This is a genomic window from Flavobacterium melibiosi, assembly GCF_048158545.1.
Lineage (GTDB): Bacteria > Bacteroidota > Bacteroidia > Flavobacteriales > Flavobacteriaceae > Flavobacterium > Flavobacterium melibiosi.
On the sequence record NZ_JBLNKU010000003.1, the window covers coordinates 142,949 to 157,078 of the forward strand.

Annotated in this window: 12 protein-coding genes; 8 read left to right on the plus strand and 4 right to left on the minus strand. The window is 33.9% G+C overall.

What is annotated here, in order from left to right; all coding sequences use genetic code 11:
• Positions 1-12 precede the first annotated feature (12 nt).
• Entirely contained in the window at positions 13-993 is a 981-nt protein-coding gene (locus tag ACM55F_RS04620) for a glycosyltransferase family 2 protein (RefSeq protein WP_416852551.1), read from the minus strand.
• Positions 994-1,028: 35 nt separating this feature from the next.
• Positions 1,029-1,844 (minus strand): 2,3,4,5-tetrahydropyridine-2,6-dicarboxylate N-succinyltransferase, encoded by an 816-nt coding sequence (locus tag ACM55F_RS04625; RefSeq protein WP_416852552.1) that lies wholly within the window; start codon positions 1,842-1,844, stop codon positions 1,029-1,031.
• A gap of 146 nt (positions 1,845-1,990) precedes the next feature.
• On the opposite strand from ACM55F_RS04625, the gene ACM55F_RS04630 reads away from it, so the two are divergent.
• From ACM55F_RS04630 to ACM55F_RS04640, 3 genes are all read left to right on the plus strand, one after another.
• On the plus strand, positions 1,991-2,725 hold the full coding sequence (locus tag ACM55F_RS04630) for a class I SAM-dependent methyltransferase (RefSeq protein WP_416852553.1): 735 nt from the start codon (positions 1,991-1,993) through the stop codon (positions 2,723-2,725).
• 23 nt (positions 2,726-2,748) lie between these two features.
• Complete coding sequence (gene ruvX / locus ACM55F_RS04635) at positions 2,749-3,165, plus strand: Holliday junction resolvase RuvX (protein WP_416852554.1); 417 nt, start codon at positions 2,749-2,751, stop codon at positions 3,163-3,165.
• A 120-nt stretch (positions 3,166-3,285) separates the two neighbouring features.
• Positions 3,286-4,782, plus strand: a complete 1,497-nt coding sequence (locus tag ACM55F_RS04640) for a malate:quinone oxidoreductase (RefSeq protein WP_416852555.1) — start codon at positions 3,286-3,288, stop codon at positions 4,780-4,782.
• A 65-nt stretch (positions 4,783-4,847) separates the two neighbouring features.
• On the opposite strand, the gene ACM55F_RS04645 is transcribed toward ACM55F_RS04640, so the two are convergent.
• On the minus strand, positions 4,848-7,061 hold the full coding sequence (locus tag ACM55F_RS04645; protein WP_416852556.1) for an FUSC family protein: 2,214 nt from the start codon (positions 7,059-7,061) through the stop codon (positions 4,848-4,850).
• Positions 7,062-7,257: 196 nt separating this feature from the next.
• On the opposite strand from ACM55F_RS04645, the gene def reads away from it, so the two are divergent.
• From def to ACM55F_RS04665, 4 genes are all read left to right on the plus strand, one after another.
• Positions 7,258-7,845 carry a peptide deformylase gene (def, locus tag ACM55F_RS04650; RefSeq protein ID WP_416852557.1) on the plus strand — a complete coding sequence of 196 codons (588 nt, stop codon included), beginning with the start codon at positions 7,258-7,260 and terminating at the stop codon, positions 7,843-7,845.
• A gap of 89 nt (positions 7,846-7,934) precedes the next feature.
• Positions 7,935-8,414: a DUF5606 family protein gene (locus ACM55F_RS04655; protein ID WP_416852559.1), complete on the plus strand. Its 480-nt coding sequence runs from the start codon at positions 7,935-7,937 to the stop codon at positions 8,412-8,414.
• Positions 8,415-8,495: 81 nt separating this feature from the next.
• Positions 8,496-9,278 carry a nucleoside triphosphate pyrophosphohydrolase gene (gene mazG, locus ACM55F_RS04660; protein ID WP_416852560.1) on the plus strand — a complete coding sequence of 261 codons (783 nt, stop codon included), beginning with the start codon at positions 8,496-8,498 and terminating at the stop codon, positions 9,276-9,278.
• Positions 9,279-9,397: 119 nt separating this feature from the next.
• A complete protein-coding gene (locus tag ACM55F_RS04665; protein WP_416852561.1) occupies positions 9,398-10,843 on the plus strand; it encodes an APC family permease in 1,446 nt (481 codons plus the stop codon).
• 14 nt (positions 10,844-10,857) lie between these two features.
• On the opposite strand, the gene ACM55F_RS04670 is transcribed toward ACM55F_RS04665, so the two are convergent.
• Positions 10,858-11,538, minus strand: coding sequence for a Crp/Fnr family transcriptional regulator (locus ACM55F_RS04670; protein WP_416852563.1), 681 nt, complete (start codon positions 11,536-11,538; stop codon positions 10,858-10,860).
• Positions 11,539-11,647: 109 nt separating this feature from the next.
• Between ACM55F_RS04670 and ACM55F_RS04675 the strand changes: the two genes are divergently transcribed.
• Entirely contained in the window at positions 11,648-14,053 is a 2,406-nt protein-coding gene (locus ACM55F_RS04675) for a heavy metal translocating P-type ATPase (RefSeq protein ID WP_416852565.1), read from the plus strand.
• Positions 14,054-14,130 lie beyond the last annotated feature (77 nt).

Genomic DNA, 14,130 nt, shown 5'->3' on the forward strand with positions numbered 1-14,130 from the left:
AAATTTGAAAAATTATGCTTTTGTTTTCAAGTAATTCATTGCACGAGGACTAATCCAGGTTTGTTTTTGTATTGCATTAAAATAATAAACAGATAGATTTTTAAGTATCAACCGATTCACTTTTAATTTTGGAATAAAAAATAAAAATAGGCTTAAAATCGTCAAAATTATTTTCTCACTAAGTACTCCTAAAATCAATACACTATGCAAATATAGTTGTATTCCTGTTGAAAATTGATTGCTGATATACACGTGCTTAGAAATAATCACTTCTGTTTTTGTCAGTGCTTTAGTCTTGACATTTAATCGAGAGGCACCGCCATGCTGATGAAATATGGTTGCTTTTCGGGTAACAGCAACTTTTCCTCCAGTATCATGTATTTTTTTACAAAGATCAACATCTTCAAAATACAACCAGTAATCTTCATTCCATCCGTTAATTTTGTTAAACCATTCCCGGCTTATAAAAATGACCGCTCCGGTAACCCAATCAGGATGAAACAAATTATTGTCGTTGTTAAAACGTCTTTCCAGTTTTGCTTTATTCAACTTTCTAAAAAGAGATCTTGAGATTCCGAAAAAGCGTCCCAAAGCTGGAAATAAATTATTCTGTTTGTAAAAAACATTATTTTCATTTATTTGCAAACAGGATAAAATTCCAATTTCAGGATGTGAAACTGCTGTTTGTAAAAGGGTTTCCAAGGCTTCAAGAGTAAGTTTTGTATCTGGATTTAAAAAAAGGAAATGGTTTCCCGTAGCAATGCTTGCACCAAAGTTGCAACCATTTGAGAAACCATTATTACCAGAATTTTCTATAAATGTAAACTTGGAATATTTTTGTTTAAAAACAGGAAATTGTCCGTCATTAGAAAAATTATCAATAATGATAACTTCGAATGAGAATGTTTTCGAAATAATTGTATCAATAGATTCTAAACATTCTTGTAAGGCCTTCCAACCACGGTAATTGACAATAATTATTGAAATATCCAATAGGTCTTTTTATAAAGATTTTAAACGAAAACGGATTATACCGCTACGTCATATTCACGTAAAGCATTGTTCAATGACGTTTTCAAGTCAGTTGAAGGTTTACGGGTTCCAATGATTAAAGCACAAGGCACTTGGAACTCACCAGCAGCGAATTTTTTAGTGTAACTTCCAGGAATTACAACAGAACGAGCAGGAACGTATCCTTTCATTTCAACTGGAGTTTCACCGGTTACATCGATAATTTTTGTAGAGGCAGTCAAACAGACATTGGCGCCAAGAACTGCTTCTTTCCCAACATGAACACCTTCAACAACAATACAACGAGAACCAACAAAAGCACCGTCTTCAATGATAACTGGAGCAGCTTGTAAAGGTTCAAGAACACCTCCAATTCCTACACCACCGCTTAAGTGTACGTTTTTACCAATTTGAGCACAACTTCCTACAGTTGCCCAAGTGTCTACCATAGTTCCTTCATCAACATAAGCACCAATGTTTACATAACTTGGCATCAAAATAACACCACTCGAAATGTAAGCACCGTAACGCGCTACAGCATTAGGAACTACACGAATTCCTTTTTCGGCATAGCCTCTTTTCAACAACATTTTGTCATGGTATTCGAAAATTCCAGATTCCCATGTTTCCATTTTTTGAATAGGGAAATACATCACTACTGCTTTCTTAACCCATTCGTTTACTTGCCATCCTTCACCAACTGGCTCGGCAACACGTAATTTTCCGGTATCTAATAATTCGATAACTGCTCTGATAGCATCAGTAGTTGTAGTTTCTTGTAACAAAGCACGGTTTTCCCAAGCTTGTTCTATAATTGTTTGTAATGGATTCATTTTAGTTAGATTTTTGACAAAGATATGTTTTTTAACTAAAATCAAAAACGCAAATTGATTTGAAAAATGTTACAGATTTAACTTGTAGTGTATTTAATGTTTTTCAAATGTTGTAAATTTGACGAATAAATGAAAATCATCTGAACATGAAAGATAATTTCTCCAAACAAGCTTCTGAGTATTCTAAATTCCGACCAGAATATCCAGATGAAATGATTGATTATTTGGTTTCATTTGTCAAAAACAAAGGGGTTGCGCTAGATATTGCAACCGGAAATGGGCAAGTCGCACACAAACTTTCCAGATTTTTTGAAACGGTTTATGGAGTCGATATTAGCCAGAATCAACTTGAAAATGCCATTCCAAGAGAGAATATAATTTATAAAGTAGCCTCTGCAGAAAATACCTTTTTCAAAAATCAGGAATTTGATTTAATAACTGTAGCACAGGCGGTTCATTGGTTTGATTTTGATTTGTTTTATAAAGAAGTATGCAGAATTTTAAAACCAGACGGAATCTTTGCAGTTATAGGTTATGGATTGTTTTCTACCAATGAGGAGTCGGATAAAATAGTAAAAGATTTCTATTACAATATAATAGGGCCGTATTGGGATGCGGAGCGAAAGTATCTGGATGAAAATTACAAAACGATACCATTCCCATTTGATGAAATTGTTGTGGAACCTTTCGAAAATAAGCTAACATGGACTTTTGAAGAACTTATCGGGTATCTGGAAACATGGTCAGCAACACAACATTATATTTCAAAAAATAATCAAAATCCTTTGGACTTGATTTATAATGATTTGAAAGCCTCTTGGCAGAAAAGCGATAAGAAAGTGACTTTTCCTTTGTTGCTAAGAATCGGGAAATTAAAATAGTTACCTTTGAAAAAAATAAAAAAATGCCAAGAATTATCGCCATAGATTACGGACAAAAACGAACCGGAATTGCCGTTACCGATGAAATGCAAATCATAGCTTCAGGATTAACAACCATTCCATCCGCAACTGCAATTGCTTTTTTGAAGGACTATTTTTCCAAAGAGAAAGTAGAAGCGGTCCTTATTGGTGAACCCAAACAAATGAATGGCGAACCCTCAGAAAGCGCTTCTATCATTAAAGGTTTTGTAACGCATTTCACGAATCATTTTCCGGATATGAAAGTAATTCGGGTAGATGAACGGTTTACTTCAAAAATGGCTTTTCAAACGATGATTGACAGTGGTCTGAACAAAAAACAACGTCAAAATAAAGCACTGATTGATGAGATTTCGGCAACGATAATGCTTCAGGATTATTTGACTCGAAAAATATTTTAAAAGCGTTGTTTTTAAGGCAGTAAAATGACTATAATGTTTTCGTAATTTCCTACTTTTTAACAATTATTTGTTATAATTTTTATGGTTTTATGAAGTATCTTTGCGCTTTAAAATTTTGTTATGCCTGATACAACCATTCGTTCACAAAGTGAAGTAGTTCTTATAGGAGCTGGAATAATGAGTGCCACACTTGGCCTAATCCTTAAAGAATTACAACCAGATATAAAAATTGAAATTTACGAAAGATTAGATATTGCTGCTGCCGAAAGTTCTGATGCATGGAATAATGCCGGAACAGGACATTCTGCTTTTTGTGAACTTAACTATACTCCCGAAAGTGCTGATGGTACTATTGATCCCAAAAAAGCAATTAGTATAGCAGAATCTTTTGAAGTATCCAGACAATTTTGGGCTTATTTAGTTCAAGAGCAAAAAGTTTCATCACCTGAAAATTTCATAAAAAGTATTCCCCACATGAGTTTTGTTTGGGGAGAAAAAAATGTAGAATACCTTAAAAAAAGATATGAGGCTTTACAGTCTAATCCTCTTTTTAAGGATATGGTTTTTAGTACTGATTTTTCTCAGTTAAAGGAATGGATGCCGCTAGTTATGGAAGGTAGAACTGAGTCTGACAAAGTTGCAGCAACTTCAATGGCAATTGGTACGGATGTAAATTTTGGAGAATTAACCAGAAATATTTTTGGTTACTTGTCAGAATTAGAAGGGGTTACGGTTTATTTTAATCACGAAGTTAAAAAATTGAGACAACGTGAGGATAAATCTTGGAGAATAAAAATTACGGATTTGGCTACTGGCCAAAAGAGAAAAGCATATACCAATTTTGTTTTTATTGGCGCAGGTGGCGGTTCTTTACCATTATTAGAAAAAGCAGATGTTTCTGAAGGAAAAGGATATGGCGGTTTTCCTGTGAGTGGACAATGGTTAAAATGTACGAATCCTGAAGTGATTGCAAAACATCAGGCAAAAGTATACGGTAAAGCTAGCGTAGGAGCACCTCCAATGTCAGTTCCACATATTGATTCCCGAATGATAAATGGAGAAAAAGCATTACTTTTTGGTCCTTTCGCAGGGTTTTCAACTCGATTCTTAAAAAATGGATCCTATTCAGATTTGCCATTATCGATAAAAACTGATAATATCATTCCAATGATTGCTGCTGGTATAAAGAATATACCACTTACAAAATATTTGATTGAGCAAGTGCGTCAGTCTCCTAAAGACAGGATTAATGCATTAAGAGAATACGTTCCAAGTGCAAGATCTAAAGATTGGAAATTAGAGCGTGCAGGGCAACGTGTACAAGTCATCAAAAAAGATGAGAAAGAAGGTGGAATACTAGAATTTGGTACAGAAGTTATTACCACTACCGATGGAACATTATCTGTTTTACTAGGTGCTTCACCGGGTGCTTCAACTGCAGTTTCTATTATGATAGATTTAATTGGGAGATGTTTTAAAGAGGAAATTGGAACTCCGGAGTGGCAAGATAAATTGAAAATGATGATTCCTTCTTATGGTCAGAATTTGAACACTAATCCAGATTTATTAGCCGAAATCAGAAAAGATACTGCAGCGATTTTAAAGCTGAATAATTAGAAATTTTATATAAAATAAAAAGCGCTGGTTTTTAGATATTTAATCTAATTCCAGCGCTTTTTGATTTATGAATCCATTAATTCTTTTGTCGTTTTTACAATGTTTTTGGATAAATTGGTTAACCAGATTAACTGTTCTATAACCAATTGTGCTTCCTGCATTTTCAATTGAAATGCTTCCTCATCAATAGCAATACCTTCTTTTAATTCTTTTTCTCGGATGTTTTTTAACTCCGTAAATCGCATGGCTAAATCCTCTTTTGGCATGTTTTCTTTGATGTCCAAATCATTTTCTTTCAAAAGCGCAATGGCATTATCCAGATTTTTAATTACGGTATCGACCACGACATTAAATGCCTCAGAAGCAGATGTTGTTTTGTGCGATTGGATGTAAGTGCCCAGGGAAGCGGAAGAGGAGAGTAGTGAATGATTGAGTATGGCTAGTTTATAGACTTGGGGTAATTGTTTTTGTTTTGATTTAGGCTCTTGAATCATTCTTTGAAAAGAAGCCATTAGATTTCCTATTTCGATAAAAGCATTCTTTCTGGCTAATCGGTAGGAAGTGGAAACAGAACCTTTTTTGTTGTAAAAAATAGAGATTTCCTTCAAGTAATTCTGATTTGCTTCAATCGATTTTTCCAAATGTATGGGGATATTTAAAAATTCCCATGAAGGCCATAAAAAGTAATTGGCAAGAAATGCTAAAGTTGCTCCAACAACGGTGTCCAGAATTCTATATTGAATTACATCACCGATATTCGGAGTCAGTATTCCATAAATAAAAACAATATACATAGTCACAAATGTTGCACTTATCTTATAATTTATTTGATTAAATGCAAATCCTAAAAGCATACAAAGTATAGAAAGAATACTGATTGTAATGTTATTGTGTACCAATGAGAGAACTCCAAAGGCAATTAATCCACCTAAAATAGTACCGAAAATTCGATGGAATGAACGTTGTTTCGTTAAACCATATCCAGGTCGCATGATAACAAGTATAGTTAACAAAATCCAATATACATTATGAAAAGGCAGAATTTGACCAACTACAAAACCAACTAGGATTGTTAGGGTTAGTCGGAGTGAATGCCTGAAAATAGTGGAGGAAAAACTTAGATTTTGAATCAAAGTACTTACAGGATAATATTGAGGTGTTAGAAATTTTTCTAAGTCTTTGTCCTTTCCTTTAAAATCCAGTGAATTGATAGCCAAAGTAAAGGCACGTTCCACAATTTTTATTTTTTCAATTTGTTTTTCAGCATACTGAAGCATAGTGGTTAACATAAAAACACCTTCGGAAGCGGGACCTTTTCCTAAGTTGTTTTCGTACTCGGTGATGGCAAGTTGTAAGGCATTTAAATCACTAAGTAAAGTGTGTTTGGAAATATATTTAGTTCGATTTTTTACACTTTTGGATAATTGCTTTAAACTCGCTGCAAGGTTGTACGCTAAACGTTGATATGTTAGCAACACTTTTGGATGCTCGTCAAATTTTTGATGCAATTTATCATGGTCGAATGCTGTAGACAATGCAAGCTCCAGTATTTCCACCAAGGAAATAAAAACGATAAGCATCTTTCGGTTTTGATTGGAAGAACCAGAATTAGTATGGCTGCTAATAAGAACTTCTCTTATGTTTTGGCGAATGGTATTCAGTTCTACCTGAAGATGTAATTGCTTTTCAATGATTGCTTTTCTATCAGCGTCAATGGTCCATAAATCACCTCTTAGTTTTAAATATTTAGCCGTAAGTTTTATGCATTCTGCAATTTGTAATTCGATATAACGATGAGGTCTGATATAATGAAAAGTAAGTGAAATGCCGAGATAGAATAAACCTCCAGTAAGAATCAAGCCCGAATGTTGTACCATTTCCCAACCTGTATTTATATCTGCAAAAGCCAATGATATCGCAAGTAAAGCAGAGAAAGAAACCATTGTTGCTCGTTGTCCATAAACAGAAATCATAGATAAAAGGAAAATTAATACGGCCAAAAAAGGATAAAAAATCCAGGAATACGGATATACAATATTCACTAGCAAATTAACACCCGCAACTAGTAAAGCGGTAACGAGAACACCGTTTATTTTATGCTTTAGACTACTTGGAATGTCACTTGGATAGGTAAAAAAAGCTCCAAGAGCTATTGTAAAACCCATTTCAAAATCACCAAAAAAGGAAAAAAGCAAAACGGGTATAACTGCTGCTATTGTTACTTTTAAAGCATTGGTAAAATAAGTGCTGTCGGTAAATTTTCGGATTTTGTAAATCATAGAATTGGATTACATACAAAGGTAAGAATTGTACGAATTATTCAAAGTATAAACGGAGGTCTTTTAAACTAAATTGTAAATATTAGCTAATTATCAATGGAGGATTATTCATTGTCTATTTTTTTACTATTTTTGCAAACTGAATTTAACTCGATTATATTTAGATTCTCAGTAGATAATACTTAATACAACAATAATGATTTTACCAATTATAGGATATGGTGATCCTGTTTTAAGAAAAGTAGGAGAAGTTCTTTCACCGGAACATCCAAACTTGAAAGAAACAATTGCCAATATGTACGAAACGATGTATAATGCCTATGGTGTGGGACTTGCCGCACCACAAGTAGGATTAGCATTTCGCTTATTTGTGATCGATACAACTCCTTTTAGTGATGATGAAGATTTAGACGATTCTAAACAAAAGGAATTAAAAGGATTTAAAAGAACTTTTATTAATGCAAAAATGATAAAAGAAGAAGGGACAGAGTGGAGTTTCAACGAAGGATGTTTGAGTATTCCGGATGTTCGTGAAGATGTATATCGAAATCCAACCATAACTATTGAGTATTGCGAAGAGGATTTTGTAATGAAAACAGAAGTTTTCGAGGGATTAATCGCCAGAGTTATTCAACATGAATACGATCATATTGAAGGGATTTTGTTTACAGATAAAATTTCGACATTAAAAAAACGATTGATCCAAAAGAAACTGAAAAACATTTTGGAAGGAAAAACATTCCAAGACTACCGAATGAAATTTTTTGCTAAAAAAGGAAGATAAAACAGTTTTTAAAGCTTTATCTTGGTATGATTTTTGGTTCTAAATGAAAAAATAAATAAGTCAAATTCTTAATAATAATTACACAAAACATGAATTTAGAAAAAATATTAGCCATTTCTGGGAAACCGGGTTTATATGTATTAAGAGTACAAACACGTACTGGGTTTGTTGCTGAATCATTATTAGATGGAAAAAAAATCACAGTAAACTTGAAAAGCAATGTGAGTTTATTGTCGGAAATTTCAATTTATACGTATGAAGGCGAAAAACCATTGGCTGAAATCATGCAAAAAATTGCCGATAAAGAAAATAAAGGTCAAGCAATTTCACATAAAGAAGACAATGCTAAACTAACGGCTTATTTCAAAGAAATTTTACCTGATTATGATGAAGAAAGAGTGTACCCATCAGATATCAAGAAAATTTTAAACTGGTATAACATGCTTCAGGCAAAAGGATTAGTTGTAGATGAAGTACCAGTTGCTGAAGAAGTTGCTGCTGTTGTTGAAGAAAATCCTGCAGCCGAAGTGAAAGCTCCTGCAAAAAAAGCAAAAGCTAAAAAAGAGTAATTCTACTTTAAAATAATATTTAATCCTGTTCAGCTATTTTTCTGGACAGGATTTTTTTATTTTTACCAAAAACCATTTCTAATGAATTCAAGACAACACCAACTACAAGCTTTCGAAAGATTATTAGACATTATGGATGATTTGCGAGAAAAATGTCCTTGGGACAAAAAGCAAACCATGCAAACGTTGCGTCATCTTACCATTGAAGAAACCTACGAATTAGGCGATGCTATTTTAGACAACGATTTAAACGAAGTCAAAAAAGAATTAGGGGATTTGTTGTTGCATATTGTTTTTTATGCCAAAATAGGAAGCGAGACGAACGATTTTGACATGGCCGATGTGTGCAACGAAATTTGTGAAAAGTTAATTCACCGTCATCCGCATATTTATAGTGATGTGGTGGTGAAAGACGAGGAAGAAGTGAAACAAAACTGGGAAAAACTAAAACTGAAAGAAGGTAAAAAGTCTGTTCTGGAAGGTGTTCCAAAAAGTTTACCCGCATTAGTTAAAGCAAGCCGAATTCAGGATAAAGTAAAAGGAGTTGGATTTGATTGGGAAGAATCGCATCAGGTTTGGGATAAGGTTCAAGAAGAATTAGAGGAATTACAAGTTGAGGTTGAAGCTGGTAACCAAGATAAAATTGAAGCCGAATTTGGAGATGTTTTATTTTCGATGATAAATTACGCCCGATTTCTAAATGTAAATCCGGAAGATGCTTTGGAACGAACCAATAAAAAATTCATCAAACGCTTTCAATACTTAGAAAGTAAAGCTGGAGAATTAGGAAAACCCTTAATGGATATGACACTTGCTGAAATGGATGTTTTTTGGGAAGAAGCGAAGCGTCTTCCTAACAAATAGGAATTGGAAATCTATGATTTCCAATTAACTCAATTTTGGGAAGAAGCGAAGAAGTTGTAGTTACTCACTGTTAAGTGTTCAGTTTTTTAGTCTTCAATATTAAATAATTAAATTATCCAATGTCAGAAAATAAAACCGAATTAAAACGTTCTTTAGGATTAATTGATGCCACGAGTTTAGTGGCCGGTTCGATGATAGGATCCGGAATTTTCATTGTTACATCAGCCATGGCAAGAGATATTGGATCTGCTGCCTGGTTATTGGTAATTTGGTTGGTAACGGGATTAATCACGGTTGCTGCGGCATTGAGTTATGGAGAATTGGCAGGAATGATGCCTAATGCGGGCGGACAATTCGTTTACATACAACGTGCGTACGGAAGATTAGTTTCTTTCCTGTATGGTTGGACCGTTTTCACAGTAATTCAAACCGGAGTTATTGCCGCCATCGCAGTTACTTTTGCTAATTATGCCGCTATCTTCTTTCCTGTTTTAGATCATACACTTTTTACGATTGGTACCGGATTTGTTTTTTCGTACCAAAAAGTGTTGGCTATTTTTAGTATTATACTGCTAACTTACATTAATACCAAAGGTGTCGAAAGCGGAAAAACAGTTCAATTAATTTTTACTTCGGCTAAATTAATTGCCCTTTTTGCGCTGATTATTTTAGGATTGTATGTTGGTTTACAAACGGATGTTTTGTCTAATAATTTTGCAAACATGTGGGAAGCCAGTAAGACTGTAGTCAATCCTGACGGAACAATTACGGTAACAAAATTAGCTGGAATGGCTATTTTGGGTGCTGCCGGTGCAACGATAATCAATTCCTTGTTTTCTAGTGATGCCTGGAATAATGTTACTTTCATTGCAGGTGAAATTAAAGAACCTAAAAAGAATATTCCCCGAAGTTTGTTTCTTGGAACCTTGATTGTTACCATTATTTATGTTTTAGCGAATGTTGCTTATTTGGCTTTGTTGCCAATGCAGGGAACTCCAAACGCTACTGATATTGCCAGTAACGGAATCATGTTTGCCAGTAATGACAGAGTAGGAGCGGCTGCTGCAAGTATGATTATGGGAAATGTAAGTGTTTTTGTAATGGCTGGCTTAATAATGGTTTCCACTTTTGGTTGCAATAGCGGTTTGATTCTTTCTGGTGGAAGATTGTTTTTTGCCATGGCAAAAGACGGATTATTTTTCAAACAAGCTACTGAACTCAATAAAAATCAGGTTCCTGCCAAAGCGTTATGGGTGCAATGTATCTGGGCTTGCATACTTTGTATTTCGGGAAAATTTGGAGATTTGTTGACTTATGCTACTTTTGCGTCATTGTTGTTTTATATCTTGACGATTTTGGGTGTTTTTATCCTTAGGAAAAAAGAACCTAATGCAGATAGACCTTATAAAGCGTTTGGATATCCATTCGTACCCACACTTTATATTGTTGTTACAGTGGCAATTTGTCTCACTTTATTGATTTATGATACGTTCAATACGGGCTTGGGATTGTGTATTGTGGCGCTGGGAATTCCGGTATATTATTTTGTGATGAACAAGAAATAGTAAAGCAGATTGAATTAATCTGCTAATTTTTTTAAGGCATTAATGTCTTTCAAAACAATTTTTTTACCATTCAATTCAATCAATCCTAATTTATTAAAATCAGATAATAAACGAATGCAGCTTTCTGTGGCAGTACCAATCATACTGGCTAGTTCATCTCTGGAGAGTTGTATTTTTAAAGAGTTATCCTCATTTTTCCCAAAAGTATCATGTAAATAAAGAAGCGTTTCGGCTAATCTTTCTTTGACTGTTTTTTGGGCTAAATTTACCATGTGATCATCGGCTTCTTTTAGATCACCACAAATAGTTTTCATCACGTTCATCGAAAACTGATTGTTCTTGTCAAAATAGCCCATCACTTCTGATTTTGGAATAAAACAAACCTGCATATCTTCAAGAGCTACAGCACTTAGATTTACGGGTTCATCACTAATCATGGAACGTTGGCCCAGTAATTCACCTTTTGTAACCAATTTTACAATGTGATCTTTACCATTTGCACTGAGTTTAGTCAGTTTACAAATACCATCTTTTATACAATAAATACCATTCACATTTTCTCCTTCTTCAAATATCACTTCCCCTTTTTTAATAATATGGGATGTTTTACAGTCAGAAAGTTTTACTAACTCTTCTTTAGTAAGTGCTTTTAAAGAGCTAAATTCTCTGACGATACATTGTTCGCATTTGCTCATATTGTTTGTGATTTATTTGTATTACAAAACTAACTCTTTAATATGACAAATATCATATTTTTAACGTATTCAATTGATGACCTTTGTTCCAGGTAAAATGAGCAAAGTTATGGACACACAAAACTGTTTCCATTGTGGTTTAGATATTATAAAAGAAGAAGAAATTATTTTTGACGCGAGAAATTTTTGTTGCAATGGTTGTAAAACGGTGTACGAAATTTTTAGTCTCAATGATTTGGCTTGTTATTATGATTTTGAAAAATCCCCTGGAGCAACCCCGCAAGACATTAATGGTAAATATGATTTTTTAGACAATGAAAGTATTGTATCCAAACTTTTGGAATTTCAAGAAAATTCAACCGCAATTATTTCACTTAACATTCCTCATATTCATTGTAGCTCGTGTATTTGGATTTTGGAAAATCTACAGCGTCTTCAAAAAGGAATAAGCACTTCGCAGGTTAATTTCCCTGAAAAAAGAGTCCGAATCACATTCAATCCAGAAGTAGTTTCTATTAAAACGATTGTTTATTTGTTGAGTTCTATTGGTTATGAACCCTACATCAGTTTAGAAAACTATGAAACGGGAAGTAATAATGTCGATAGAAGTTTGACATATAAATTAGGTGTTGCTTTCTTTTGTTTCGGAAATATTATGTTGCTTTCGTTTCCGGAATATTTTGAGGTGAAAGAATATTGGTTAGACCAATACCGTGGCTTTTTTAGATGGTTGATTTTTGCTTTAGCGTTACCCAGTTTCTTTTATTCAGCGAGTGGCTATTATGTTTCGGCATATAAAAGTATCAAAACCAAAATGCTCAACATCGATATTCCTATTGCTTTAGGAATTGTTGTAATGTTTGTGCGAAGTACGTTTGATATCGTCATGGACTATGGTTCCGGTTTTTTCGACAGCTTAACCGGATTGATTTTCTTTATGCTTTTAGGGAAAATGTTCCAAATCAAAACCTATAGTTTTTTGAGTTTCGAAAGGGATTTTAAATCCTATTTTCCAATCGCAATTACCAAAATTAATGCGGATGCTTCCGAAGAAAGTGTTGCGATTTACGAAGTTGAAAAAGGCGATCGATTACTCATCAGAAACCAAGAACTGATTCCGGTTGATGGGATTTTAATTTCAGAAAAAGCAGAAATCGATTATAGTTTTGTCACGGGAGAGGCGATTCCTATTACGAAACATTCTGGTGATAAAGTATTTGCCGGAGGAAAACAAATAGGAAAAGTAATCGAAATGGAGGTTTTATATTCTGTTTCTCAAAGTTACTTGACGCAATTATGGAGTAATGATGTGTTCCAAAAAAATGTGGAGCAAAAACACAAAACGATTACCGATAGCATCAGCCGTTATTTCACGCCAATTTTATTACTGATTGCTTTTTCGGGATTTGGATATTGGATTTTTATTGATGCCAATACCGCTTTCAATGTTTTTACGGCAGTGCTTATTGTTGCTTGTCCTTGTGCTTTGGCATTGACGGCACCATTCACTTTTGGAAACGTTTTGCGAATTTTAGGAAAACAGAAATTCTATCTCAAAAATGCTTTAGTTATTGAACAATTAGCAAAAGTAGATACGATTGTTTTTGATAAAACAGGAACGATTACCACCAATAAAAAATCGAATATTTCCTATGAAGGAACCCTTCTTTCGGATGAGAATTTGTTGCTGATAAAAAATGTATTGCGGGCTTCAAATCATCCCTTGAGCAGAATGTTGTATGACTATTTGCCTATTCCAATTTTGCAAAATAAATCAGCAAATGACACTAAAAAGTTGAAAGTAGATGCTTTTGAAGAAATTACAGGAAAAGGGATTCAAGCTCAGATTTTTGGTCACCAAATTCAAATAGGTTCTGCAGCTTTTGTAAATAAAAAAGAAGAAAATAACATTCAGCAAACATCGGTTCACATCAAGATAAATGATGTTTATTACGGAAAATTCATTTTTAACAATCAATACAGAGAAGGACTTGAGGCGCTTTTCAAAAACTTAAGTAGCAACTATCAAATCAAGGTTTTATCTGGAGACAACGAAGGTGAACGCGACACTTTAGAACAGCTTTTGCCGAAAGGCACTGAATTGATTTTCAATCAGAAACCGGAACAAAAATTAGAATTCATTAAAAAATTGCAGGACAAAGGTAAAAACGTAATGATGGTGGGCGATGGATTGAACGATGCCGGAGCTTTGGCACAAAGTAATGTTGGAATTTCAATTTCTGAAAATGTCAATGTTTTTTCTCCGGCTTGTGATGCTATTTTGGATGCCAATGAGTTTCAAAAATTGAACTATTTCTTGAAATTATCTAAGAATTCCATAACAACAATCAAAATGAGTTTCGCACTTTCTTTATTGTATAATGTGGTGGGATTATCGTTTGCCATTACCGGTAATTTATTGCCTTTGGTTGCAGCTATTATAATGCCGTTGAGCACTATAACCATTGTGAGTTTTGTAACGGTAATGAGTAGTTATTATGCAAATAAAAAATAGAATTGTATAAATTTTTGAGTTTCGCTTTCACATAAATTTAACATATATCAATAAGTATGACAAATGTCATATTTTAC

Coding starts and splice junctions, on each gene's coding strand:
- ACM55F_RS04640 (WP_416852555.1), top strand. CDS start 3,286: ATGCCTGATACAACCATTCGTTCACAAAGTGAAGTAGTTCTTATAGGA.
- ACM55F_RS04670 (WP_416852563.1), bottom strand. CDS start 11,538: ATGAGCAAATGCGAACAATGTATCGTCAGAGAATTTAGCTCTTTAAAA.
- ACM55F_RS04645 (WP_416852556.1), bottom strand. CDS start 7,061: ATGATTTACAAAATCCGAAAATTTACCGACAGCACTTATTTTACCAAT.
- ACM55F_RS04675 (WP_416852565.1), top strand. CDS start 11,648: ATGGACACACAAAACTGTTTCCATTGTGGTTTAGATATTATAAAAGAA.
- ACM55F_RS04625 (WP_416852552.1), bottom strand. CDS start 1,844: ATGAATCCATTACAAACAATTATAGAACAAGCTTGGGAAAACCGTGCT.
- ACM55F_RS04655 (WP_416852559.1), top strand. CDS start 7,935: ATGAATTTAGAAAAAATATTAGCCATTTCTGGGAAACCGGGTTTATAT.
- ACM55F_RS04665 (WP_416852561.1), top strand. CDS start 9,398: ATGTCAGAAAATAAAACCGAATTAAAACGTTCTTTAGGATTAATTGAT.
- def (WP_416852557.1), top strand. CDS start 7,258: ATGATTTTACCAATTATAGGATATGGTGATCCTGTTTTAAGAAAAGTA.
- ACM55F_RS04630 (WP_416852553.1), top strand. CDS start 1,991: ATGAAAGATAATTTCTCCAAACAAGCTTCTGAGTATTCTAAATTCCGA.
- mazG (WP_416852560.1), top strand. CDS start 8,496: ATGAATTCAAGACAACACCAACTACAAGCTTTCGAAAGATTATTAGAC.
- ruvX (WP_416852554.1), top strand. CDS start 2,749: ATGCCAAGAATTATCGCCATAGATTACGGACAAAAACGAACCGGAATT.